Genomic DNA, 11,218 nt, shown 5'->3' with positions numbered 1-11,218 from the left:
GTCTCTCCGGGAGGGTCAGACGGTCACCCGGCGCAGGCGGGCCTTGGGGGCCTCCTCGCCGGGGAAGACCCGCTTGACGCCGTCGCCCATGGCCTGCTCGATGATGCGGATGTCGCGTACGAGGTGCTCCAGGCCGGCCGGCTCCAGCGAGGCGGCGTGGTCGGAGCCCCACATGGTGCGGTCGAGCGTGATGTGCCGCTCCACGCAGACCGCGCCGAGCGTGACGGCGGCCAGCGAGATCTGCAGGCCGCGCTCGTGGCCGGAGTAGCCGACGGGCACGCCGTAGCGCTCCTTGAGCGTGGTGATCGTGCGCAGGTTCGCCTCTTCGGGCGGCAGCGGGTACGTGGACGTGGCGTGCATCATGATCAGCCGGTCGGTGCCGAGGATCTCGACGGCCGCGTCGATCTCGGGCAGCGTCGACATGCCGGTCGACATGATGATCGGCTTGCCGGTGGCGGCCAGGGCGCGCAGCAGCTCGTGGTCGGCGACGCCGGCCGAGGCCACCTTGTGCACCAGGACGTCCATCTCCTCCAGGAACTCCACGGACGGGACGTCCCACGGCGAGGCGAACCAGTGCAGGCCACGCTCGTCGCAGTATTTCGCGATCTGCCGGTACTCGTCGGCGCCGAACTCGGTGCGCTCCTTGTACTCCAGGTACGTCATCTCGCCCCACGGCGTCTGCCTGATCCGGCCCTTCTGGTCCTCGGGCACGCAGATCGCGGGGGTGCGCTTCTGGAACTTGACGGCCTGGCACCCGGCGTCGGCCGCCACGTCGATGAGCCGGCGAGCCAGGTCGAGGTCGCCGTTGTGGTTGATGCCGATCTCGCCGATCACGTACACCGGCTCGCCGTCGCCGACCAGCGCGTCCCCGATGGCGACGGGGCCGAACCTGGGCCGGGTGCGGGCCGCGGCCGCGGGCGGCTCGGGCCGGGCGGCCACGACGCGGTCGCACAGCTCGCGCACGGCTCCGGACCCGCCGGGCCGGGTGAGGACGGTCCTGGCGGCGGCGCGCACGCGCGGGTGGGCGTCGGGGGTGGCGACGGGCCAGCCGACCTCGGCCATCGGGCCCAGGTCGTTGACGTCGTTGCCGACGTAGGCGACGCGGGCCGGGTCGAGCCCCTCGATGGCCAGCCAGTCGCGCAGCACGGTCCGCTTGTCGGCCAGGCCCTGCAGCACGGGCACACCGAGCTTGCGGGCGCGGGCGGCCACCACCGGGTTGTGCTCGGTGGACATGACGAGGACCTTCACGCCGGAGCGGCGCAGCAGCGACACGCCCATCCCGTCGGAGCGGCTGACCAGCACCATCTCGCGGCCGTCGGAGTCGACGTAGGCGCGGTCGTCGGTGTGGACGCCGTCGAAGTCGGTGATGACGGCGTCCACGTCGATCGGCTCGGGCTCGTCGATGAACGGCGCGAGCGCGCGCACCAGCTCCAGGTCGTCGGGGTCGTCGATCTCGATGGCGTGCCGCGACGGCACCGGCTGGACGGCGATCTCGCCGAAGAAGCGGTGGCCGTGCTCGCGCAGGCCGGAGGCGCGCATGACGTAGAAGGCGCCGTTCTCGCGGAACTGGGGCTCGCGGTCCTGCCGGCGCGGCCTGACGGCCGGGTCGTGGTTGATCCCGGTCCCGGTCGCCGTCCACAGGAACTCGTGCGTGGGCAGCCCGGACACCACCGAGTCGGCCTCGCCGTCGAGCACCCTGCGCACCGCCGCCGACAGGTCCTCCGGGTCGATGAACGCGCTCGTGCACTGCACCAGCACCACCACCTCGGGGTCGGCGCCGAGGGCGTCGAGCGCGTGCAGCACCGCCGACTCGCTGGAGGCGGTGGCGCCGCTCAGCTCCTCGGGCCGGTCCACGACGACCGCGCCCGCCTGCCGGGCGGTCTCGGCGATCCCCGCGTGGTCGGTGCTGACCACGACCTGGTCGACCAGCTCGGCCCGCCGGCAGGCGCGCACCGCGCGGGTGACCAGCGGGACGCCCCCGACCAGGGCGAGGTTCTTCAGGGGTACGCCCGCCGAACCTCCGCGGGCGGGAACTACGGCCAGGACTCGCAACATGTCTCCTCAGTGCGTCGGACTGCAGTGCGTCGGACTGCACCCAGAAGCTAGAGGCCCGGATTGAACGGGCGGCGTCACCGTCCTTAACGTTCCGTGGGGATCCGGTAGAGCAGCTCTGGCCGGCCCACCCCGCCGTACCTGGGGACGCGGGCGGCCACGCCCAGGTCCACCAGGTGTTCCAGGTAGCGGCGGGCCGTCACCCTGGACACCCCGATCGCGTCGGCCACGGCCTGGGCCGCCATCCCGCCGGGGTGGTCGCGCAGCTGCGCCGCGACCGTGTCGAGCGTGTCGCGCGCCAGGCCTTTCGGCAGTTCGGAGCTGCCCCTGAGGGTGCCGAGGACGCGGTCCACGTCGCCCTGCCCGACGGCCAGTCCCGCCTCCTCCTTGAACCGGGCGTAACGGGTGAGCTTCTCGACGAGTGTCGCGTAGGTGAACGGCTTGAGCAGGTACTGGGAGATGCCGAGCGACACCGCCGATCGCACCATGGCCAGGTCGCGGGCGGAGGTGACGGCGATCACGTCGCACATGAGCCCGCCCGCGCGGATCGCCCGGCACACCTCCAGCCCGTGCATGTCGGGCAGGTACAGGTCGAGCAGGACGAGGTCCACCGGCCGGCCGCGCAGGAACCGCAGCGCCTCGCCGCCCGTCCTCGCCACCCCGGCCACCTCGAAGCCGGGCATCCGCTCGACGTAGATGCGGTTGGCCTCCGCGGTGATCTCCTCGTCCTCCACGACGAGCACGGACAGCGTCATCGGGCCCGCTCCGGCACGGGCAGCCGGACGGTGAACAGCGAGCCGGCCACCTCGATGGTGCCGCCCAGCCGCCGCACCGCCTGCCCCACGAGCGCGAGCCCGAGCCCGTGCCCGTCGCCCTTGGTCGTCCAGCCCTTCTCGAAGGCGTGCGGGTCGGCCAGGCCCGGCCCGTCGTCGGCCACCGTGATCACGACACCGCGCTCGTCCGCGCCCAGCCGCACCTCCACCCGGGTGGCGGCGTCGATGGCGTTGTCGATCAGGTTGCCCACGATGGTGACCAGGTCGCGCGGGTCGAGGCCGAGGTCGTCCAGCTCGCTGTCCTGGCTGATCACCAGCTCGCCGCCGCGCTCGGCCGCCTCGGCGCTCTTGCCGAGCAGCAGCGCGGCGAGCACCGGCTCGCGCACCGCGCCGACCACCCGGTCGGTCAGCTCCTGCGCGGCCCGCAGCTCGGCGGTGCCGAGCGCCACCGCCTGCTCGGTACGGCCCAGCTCCACCAGCGTGATCACCGTGTGCAGCCGGTTGGCGGCCTCGTGCGCGGCCGAGCGCAGCGACTCGGCGAAGCCGCGCTCGGCGTCGAGCTGGCCGGTCAGCGCCTGCAGCTCGGTGTGGTCGCGTACGGTCACCACGGTGCCGAACCGGCTGGCGGCGGCGTTGACCGCCAGCACCCGGTCGCCGGTCAAATGGATCCGCTCCTCGCCGGCCGGCACGTCCGGCAGCCCGAGCTCGCCCACGTGCCGCCCCTCGGCGTCGCCGGGCAGGCCGAGCAGCTGGCGGGCGGCGTCGTTGCACAGCGTCAGCGTGCCGTCCGCGCCGACCAGCAGCAGGCCCTCCCTGACGGCGTGCAGGACGGCGTAGTGGTGGTCGTGGATGCGGCCCAGCTCGACCGGGCCGAGTCCGTGGGTCTGGCGGCGCAGCCGTACGGTGACCAGCCAGGTGCCCGCGGCGCCGAGGGAGAGCGCGAGCGCGACGACCAGCCCGCCCCACAGCAGCGCGTCGAGCTTCCTGGCGCTGATCCTGTCGATCGTGATGCCCGCGCTGACCAGGGCGCGGACCTTGCCGCCCGAGATGACCGGGGTGACCGCCCGCCGCGAGGCGCCGAGCGTGCCGGTGTAGGTCTCGGTGAACGTGCGGCCCGCCAGCGCCGGCTCGGTGTGGCCGATGAACCGCTTGCCGATCTGGGCCGGGTTGGGGTGGGTGTAGCGGGTGCCGTCCTGCTTCATGATCGTGATGAAGTCGACGTGCGTGCGCGCGCGCACCCGCTCGGCGAACGGCTGCAGCCGCTCCGACGGGTGCGGCTCGTCCAGGGCGGCCAGCAGGTCGGGCGAGGCCGCCACGCTCAGCGCGACGGCCTCGGCCGTGCCGCTCGCCTCGTCGGTGAGCATCTCGCCGGCCTGCCAGAGGGCGAGCACCGCCAGGCCCGCCACCGTGACGGCGACGACGAGCAGCTGCAGGACCAGCATCTGCCCCGCCAGGCTCCAGCGCCGCATACGACCTCTCTCCCGTGAACGAAACTTACTCAATGGTGACCTACGTCACTGTGAGCCGCATACTCGGCCATCGACCAGCAATTTTCCACCCTGGCGGGAGCCCCCCATGCGCGATCGCACTCACTATCTCTACCTGGCCGTCATCGGTGCGGTCCTCCTCGGGATCCTCGTCGGCTTCGCCTGGCCGGATGTGGGCATCGGGCTCAAACCGCTCGGCACCGGGTTCGTGGCGCTCATCAAGATGGTGATCGGGCCGATCATCTTCTGCACGATCGTGCTGGGCGTCGGCTCGGTACGCCAGGCGGCCAGGGTCGGCAAGGTCGGCGGTCTCGCGCTCGGCTACTTCCTCGTCATGTCGACCGTGGCCCTGCTCATCGGCCTGCTGGTCGGCAACGTCCTCGACCCGGGCTCGGGGCTGCACCTCGACGACGCGGCCAGGCAGGCAGCAGAGGCGCAGGCGGCCAAGGGCGGCGAGTCGAGCACGGTGGACTTCCTGCTCGGCATCATCCCCGACACGCTGCTGTCCGCGCTCACCAGCGGCTCGGTGCTGCAGGCGCTGCTGGTGGCGCTGCTGGCCGGCTTCGCGATCCAGGCCATGGGCGCCAAGGGCCGGCCGATCCTGCGCGCCGTCGAGCACCTGCAGCGGCTCGTGTTCCGCATCCTCGTCATGATCATGTGGGCCGCGCCCGTCGGCGCGTTCGGCGCGATGGCGGCCGTGGTCGGCGAGACCGGGGTCGAGGCGCTCAAGAGCCTGGCCATCATCATGATCGGCTTCTACGCGACCTGCGTGCTGTTCGTCGGCGTCGTGCTCGGCACCATCCTGTGGCTGGTCGCCCGGATCAACCTGTGGTCGCTGCTGAAGTACCTGGGCCGCGAGTTCCTGCTCATCCTGTCGACCTCGTCCTCCGAGACGGCCCTGCCCAGGCTCATCGCCAAGATGGAGCACATGGGCGTCAGCCGTACGGTGGCGGGCATCACGGTGCCGACCGGCTACTCCTTCAACCTCGACGGCACCGCGATCTACCTGACGATGGCCACGCTGTTCATCGCGGAGGCCACCGGGGCGCCGCTGCAGTTCGGCGAGCAGGTCGGGCTGCTGCTGTTCATGATGATCGCCTCCAAGGGCGCGGCGGGGGTGACCGGGGCCGGGCTGGCCACGCTGGCGGGCGGACTGCAGGCGCACCGTCCCGCGCTGGTCGACGGCGTCGGCCTCATCGTGGGCATCGACCGGTTCATGTCCGAGGCCAGGGCGCTGACCAACTTCGCCGGCAACGCCGTGGCCACCGTGCTCGTCGGCACGTGGACGGGCGATTTCGACCGGGAGCGCGCGGTCCAGGTGCTGTCGGGGCAGGTGCCGTTCGACGAGTCGACGCTGCTGGACGACCAGGACGGCGAGGGCGGCGAGGACGGCGAGTCGCCCGACGGGCCGGCCGATCGAAAGCTGTCGAAGGTCTGAACGGCTCGACCGGGGCCGGAGGCGCCGCCGAAGGCCTGAGCGGCTCGGCCGGGGCCGGAGGCGCTGTCGAAGGTCTGAGCGGCCCGACGCTGCTAGGGTTTGCGGGCGATGCCCGCGTACCCCATGCGGGCGAGGTCGCCGTCCAGGAAGATCGGGGTGTCGGGGTCGAGGTACGGCCACCCCAGCTCCGGCCCCACCCCGTTGGCCAGCCGGCCCGGCGGGATGAACGCGAAGTCGCCGAAGAAGGCGGCGATGTCCGCGCCGGGCCGCGGCGTGAACGGCAGGTTGGCCTGCCGGTAGAACCGGATCACCCCGTCGGTCAGCGCGGAGTGGGAGTCGCTGCCCACGTGGGAGATCGCCAGATAGCTGCCCGGCGCCAGCGCCTCGCGGTAGGCGGCCACGAAGCCGTGCGGGTCGTCCTCGTCGGGGATCAGGTGCAGCACGAACATCATCAGCACCGCGACCGGGCGCCGGAAGTCGAGCAGCGCCCGCACCTCCGGGTCGGCCAGGACGTCATGGGGGCGGCGCACGTCGCCCAGCACCATGGCCACCCTGTGGGGGTCGGCGAGCAGCGCCCTGCCGTGCGCGGCCACCACGGGGTCGTTGTCGACGTAGACCACGCGGGCCTCGGGGGCGTGCCGGTGGGCGATCTCGTGCACGTTCTCCTGGGCCGGCAGGCCGGAGCCGAGGTCGAGGAACTGCGTGATGCCCTGCTCGCACAGGTAACGCACGAACCGGCCCACGAGCGCGCGGTTCTCCCTGGTGCCCTCGCGGGTCTCGGGCAGGAAACGCAGCACCTGGTCGGCCAGGTCACGGTCGGCCTGGAAGTTGTTCTTGCCGCCCAGAAAGTAGTCGTACATGCGCGCCGCGTTAGGGATGTGCGGATCGACGCCCTGCGGCACCTGCTCGGTCATGACACCATGATCCCTGACAGGGGCACCGGAAATCCACGGGAACGGTCAGACGGCCGGAAGTCGCAGCACGAACCGCGCGCCGCCCGCGCAGTCCTCGACGGTGATCCGGCCCCGGTGCGCCACGGCGACGTCCCGCGCGATGGCCAGGCCCAGCCCGGTGCCGCCGGCGTCGCGGCTGCGGGCGGCGTCCAGGCGGGTGAAGCGCTCGAAGATGCGCTCGCGGTCCTCCGGGGCGATCTCCACGCCGTCGTTCTCGACCGCCAGCACCGCCGTGTCCCGCCCCTCCTCGTAGACCTGGACGCAGACCCGGTGCTCGGCGTGCCGCTGGGCGTTGTCCAGCAGGTTCGTCAGCACCCTGGCCAGCTGCAGGCGCACGCCCTCGACCACCACGCCGCCCTCCAGCTCCCCCTGCACGGGCACCTTGTCGCAGCGCACGGCCAGCTCCTGGCGCACCAGCTCGGCGAGGTCGACCCGCTCCCTGACCACGTCGACCCGGGAACCGATCCTGGCCAGCAGCAGCAGGTCGGTGATGATGGCCTCCAGGCGGTCGGTGTCGCGCAGCGCGCTCTCCACCAGCGCCTCGACGTCGGTGTCGTCGGGGTAGAGCTGGGCGCTCTCCAGCTGGGCGCGCAGCCCGGCGATCGGGGTGCGCAGCTCGTGGGAGGCGTCGGAGGCGAACTGGCGCTGCTGCTGGGCGGAGCGTTCCAGGCGGGCCAGCGTGCCGTTGACGGACCTGGCGAGCTGGGCCACCTCGTCCTGGCCCGGCGGCTGCGAGACCCGGCGGCTCAGGTCGCCCACCTGTACGGCGTCCAGCTCGGCCCGCAGCGTCGCCACGGGCCGCAGCGCTCGCCCCGTGACCAGCCACGTGGCCCAGGACGCCAGCGCGATCAGCACCCCGACCTGGGCGAACACCACCACCTCCAGGGTGCGGCTGGCGAGCAGGTCGGGCGTGCTGCGCCCCGCGTAGACGATGGGGGAGTCGGCGAACATGCTGACCCGGACGGCCGTGAGGTGCACGCACTCGGTCGGCAGGCAGTTCGTCATGTTGATGACGCGGTTCTCGGCCGTCGGCTGGATGTCGCTGAGCGGCGGCAGGTTCCTGGCCGCGTCGCTGCTGGCGAGGATCTGGCCGTTGGGACTTACGACCTGGATGAGGTCCACCGACGGGTTGGGCACCGGGATGGCGGCGCCCATGGGCAGCGCGCCGCCGCGCATCTCGTACGCGATGCGCTCGGCCGTGTCCCTGGTGTCGCGGAAGACGCTGGCCGACATCAGCGACCTGGTCGCGATCACCCCTGCTATGGCCACGGGGATCAGCACGAGGGCGGCTACGGCCGTCGCGATGAGGGTGACGCGTCCGCGCAGGGAACGGGCCCACCAGGGTGCCACCCTGGCAGGTTACCGAGCGTGATTACCCGTAATAGGGCGCGTAAAGGGAAAGTTTGCGCCAACCGTCAGCGCTGGAGCCAGATCGTGGTGTCCGGCGGAAGCGTCCCGTCGTCTGGCAACGGGCCGCTGGACAGCAGCACCTCGCCGTCCACGCCGGGCCGCACCGGCTCCTCGCCGGTGTTGAGCACCACGACCAGGCCCGGGTCGCGCTCGATGGCCAGCACGTCCTTGGGGGAGTCGAGCCAGGTCAGCGTGCCGCCGCCGAGCGCCGGGTGCTGCCTGCGCAGCCTCAGCGCGGCCCGGTACAGGTTCAGGGTGGAGCCGGGGTCGTCCCGCTGGGCCTCGGCCGACAGCGGCCCCCAGGAGGCCGGGATCGGCAGCCAGGGGTTCCGCCAGCCGAAGTCGCCGGAGGCCGTCCACGGGATCGGCACCCGGCAGCCGTCGCGGCTGTCGCCGCGCCGCAGGAAGGCCGGGTCCTGGCGCAGCTCGTCCGGCAGGTCGAGCACCTCGGGCAGGCCCAGTTCCTCGCCGTTGTAGAGGTAGGCCGAGCCGGGCAGCGCCAGCATGAGCAGCGTGGCCGCCCGGGCGCGGGCCAGGCCGCCGTGCCGGGTGACGTGGCGGGGCTTGTCGTGGTTGGACAGCACCCAGGTGGTGGGCGCGCCGACCAGTTCGGCCTCCTTCAGCGACTTCTCGATGACCGTACGGAACGACTTGGCGTGGAAGTCGGCCATCATGAACTCGAAGTTGAAGGCCTGGTGCAACTCGTCCGGGCCGACGTAGCGGGCCAGCCGCTCGGGGGAGGACACCCAGGCCTCGGCCACCGCCATCCGGCCGCCGGGGTAGGAGTCGAGGATGGGCCGCCACTCGCGGTAGATGTCGTGCACGCCGTCCTGGTCGAAGTAGGGCACCTGCTCGTCGCCCAGCATCTCGGCCTGGCGGCCCTCCTTGGGCCCCACGTCGGGCAGCCCCTCGGCCTTGATCATGCCGTGCGCCACGTCGATCCTGAAGCCGTCCACGCCCCGGTCGAGCCAGAAGCGCAGGATGTCGCGGAACTCGGCGCGCACGTCCGGGTTGTTCCAGTTGAGGTCCGGCTGCTCGGGGGCGAACAGGTGGAGGTACCACTGGCCGTCCTCGACCTGCGTCCAGGCCGGGCCGCCGAAGATCGACTCCCAGTCGTTGGGCCGGTCGCGGAAGATGTAGCGCTCGCGCAGCCCCTGCTTGAACCAGGGGTGCTGGTCGGAGGAGTGGTTGGGCACGAGGTCGACGATGACCCTGATGCCCTTGCCGTGCGCGTCGGCGACCAGCGCGTCGAAGTCGGAGAGCGTGCCGAACATGGGGTCCACGTCCCGGTAGTCGGCCACGTCGTAGCCGCCGTCGGCCATGGGGGAGGTGTAGAAGGGGCTCAGCCAGATGGCGTCCACGCCCAGGTCGGCGAGGTAGCCGAGGCGGTCCCGTACGCCTGCCAGATCGCCCATGCCGTCGCCGTCGGCGTCGGCGAAGCTGCGCGGGTAGACCTGGTAAACGACGGCGTCACGCCACCAGTCGTCGTTGCCGAGCATGGCTGTCCCTTTGCCTGAGATGTTAGTGATGGTCTGGTGCAGGATGTCGCGTTCGCTCGTCCACGGTCAAGTGCAAGTTGCGGAAAGTTGCAAAGATCACGATCTCGCACCTCTGGAGCCGTGCCTCTGAAGGCGGATGCCCCCTTTCGGTCTTCCGTATTCGGCTGACCTGCCCTGACGGGAATCGGGCGGTGAGGATCGCGTAACGCCCTTGCGCAAGTTCTTCCAATTCTTGCAAAGAGCGGCTAACGTCCCGGAAAAGTTTGGCTTCTACTGGCGGCGGCGCTCGCGCGGCGCGGCCGTTCCTCCGTGACCTCAGGAGGTCCCATGCGCATGCGGGCTCTGGGTGTGGCCGCCCTCGCGACACTCGCGTTCGCCGCCACGGCGTGCGGCGATTCCCAGCAGGCTTCCCCTTCTGCCGCGCCGGCGGAGACCGGCGCGTCCGCCTCCGCCCCGGCGGCCGGGGGCGGCACGCTCGTGATCTGGGCCGACCCCAGCCGGGTCAAGCCGCTCAAGCCGTTCGCCGACCAGTTCGGCGCCGAGAACGGCGTGACCGTCGAGGTGAAGGAGATCAGCAAGGACAACCAGCAGACCTTCCTGACCGCCTCCCAGCAGGGCAGCGGCCCCGACATCATGATCGGCGCGCACGACTGGATCGGCAACCTCGTGCAGAACGGCGCCATCGACCCCGTCACGCTGACCGACGCCCAGAAGGCCGCTTTCTCGCCCAAGGCGATCCAGGCCGTGACGTTCAACGGGCAGATCTACGGCGCCCCCTACGCAGTGGAGAACATCGCGCTGATCCGCAACACCGAGCTCGCCCCCGACGCGCCCGCCACCATCGAGGACATGGTCGCCAAGGGCAAGCAGCTCAAGGCGGACGGCAAGGTCAAGGAGGTGCTCTGCATCCCCGTCGGGCAGAAGGGCGACGCCTTCCACGTCTACCCGATCTTCGCCTCCGCCGGCGGCGCGCTGTTCGGCGCCACCGCCGGCGGCGACCCCGACCCCAAGCAGGTGCTGGTCGGCTCGCCAGGCTCGGTCAAGGCGTTCGGCAAGCTGCGGGAGCTCGGCGAGAAGGGCGACGGCGCGCTGCGCACGTCGATCACGAACGAGAACTACATCGTCAACTTCGCCGGCGGCAAGTGCGCGTACCTGATCTCCGGGCCGTGGGCGATGAGCGAGGTCAAGAAGGGCGGCATCGCGTACGACATCACCGCCGTCCCGCCGTTCGAGGGTGGCAAGCCCGCCACCCCGTTCGTCGGCGTGCAGAGCTTCTTCGTGGCCTCCAAGGGCAAGAACAAGGCCCTGGCCCAGGAGTTCGTCGCCAACTACGTGACCAACAAGGACGTCGCCAAGGCTCTGTACGAGGCCGACCCGCGGCCCCCGGCGCTGACCGCCGCGCTCCAGGAGGTGCAGGCGAGCGACCCGGACGCCGTCAAGTTCATGGAGGCGGGCAAGGACGGCATGCCGATGCCGGCCATCCCCGAGATGGCGGCGATCTGGGAGCCGTTCGGCATCGCCGAGAACGCCGTCGTCAAGGGCGGCGACGCGGCCAAGGCCGCCGCCGCGGCGCAGAAGGCCATCGACGGCTCGCTCAAGCACTGAC

General features: G+C 71.6%; 8 protein-coding genes. 2 read left to right on the top strand and 6 right to left on the bottom strand.

All coding sequences use genetic code 11. The features are described from left to right. Positions 1-15 precede the first annotated feature (15 nt). The 3 genes from FH608_RS49805 to FH608_RS49795 all read right to left on the bottom strand — a co-directional run bounded on the left by FH608_RS49805 (position 16) and on the right by FH608_RS49795 (position 4,294). Positions 16-2,055, bottom strand: a complete 2,040-nt coding sequence (locus tag FH608_RS49805; RefSeq protein WP_139638232.1) for an N-acetylneuraminate synthase family protein — start codon at positions 2,053-2,055, stop codon at positions 16-18. A gap of 83 nt (positions 2,056-2,138) precedes the next feature. Then, positions 2,139-2,807 (bottom strand): response regulator, encoded by a 669-nt coding sequence (locus FH608_RS49800; RefSeq protein ID WP_139638231.1) that lies wholly within the window; start codon positions 2,805-2,807, stop codon positions 2,139-2,141. Further along, complete coding sequence (locus tag FH608_RS49795; RefSeq protein ID WP_139638230.1) at positions 2,804-4,294, bottom strand: ATP-binding protein; 1,491 nt, start codon at positions 4,292-4,294, stop codon at positions 2,804-2,806. Before FH608_RS49795 ends, FH608_RS49800 begins: the two co-directional genes overlap by 4 nt. 106 nt (positions 4,295-4,400) lie before the next feature. Here FH608_RS49795 and FH608_RS49790 point away from each other — a divergent pair, with 106 nt between their 5' ends. After that, positions 4,401-5,750 carry a cation:dicarboxylate symporter family transporter gene (locus FH608_RS49790; protein ID WP_139638229.1) on the top strand — a complete coding sequence of 450 codons (1,350 nt, stop codon included), beginning with the start codon at positions 4,401-4,403 and terminating at the stop codon, positions 5,748-5,750. A 92-nt stretch (positions 5,751-5,842) separates the two neighbouring features. Here the strand turns inward: FH608_RS49790 and FH608_RS49785 are convergent, their stop codons facing one another. The 3 genes from FH608_RS49785 to FH608_RS49775 form a co-directional block, all read right to left on the bottom strand. Next, entirely contained in the window at positions 5,843-6,664 is an 822-nt protein-coding gene (locus tag FH608_RS49785) for an SAM-dependent methyltransferase (protein WP_139638228.1), read from the bottom strand. A gap of 45 nt (positions 6,665-6,709) precedes the next feature. Further along, positions 6,710-8,053, bottom strand: coding sequence for a sensor histidine kinase (locus FH608_RS49780; RefSeq protein ID WP_193319084.1), 1,344 nt, complete (start codon positions 8,051-8,053; stop codon positions 6,710-6,712). A gap of 65 nt (positions 8,054-8,118) precedes the next feature. Next, the gene (locus FH608_RS49775) at positions 8,119-9,612 is read right to left on the bottom strand and encodes a glycoside hydrolase family 13 protein (RefSeq protein WP_139638227.1); all 1,494 of its coding nucleotides are present in this window, start codon (positions 9,610-9,612) and stop codon (positions 8,119-8,121) included. A 327-nt stretch (positions 9,613-9,939) separates the two neighbouring features. Here FH608_RS49775 and FH608_RS49770 point away from each other — a divergent pair, with 327 nt between their 5' ends. Beyond that, positions 9,940-11,217, top strand: coding sequence for a sugar ABC transporter substrate-binding protein (locus FH608_RS49770; protein WP_139638226.1), 1,278 nt, complete (start codon positions 9,940-9,942; stop codon positions 11,215-11,217). Position 11,218: the final 1 nt, after the last annotated feature.

Origin of the sequence: Nonomuraea phyllanthi, assembly GCF_006334985.2 — a bacterium.
GTDB lineage: Bacteria > Actinomycetota > Actinomycetes > Streptosporangiales > Streptosporangiaceae > Nonomuraea > Nonomuraea phyllanthi.
This window is presented reverse-complemented; position numbering and strand designations above follow the sequence as displayed.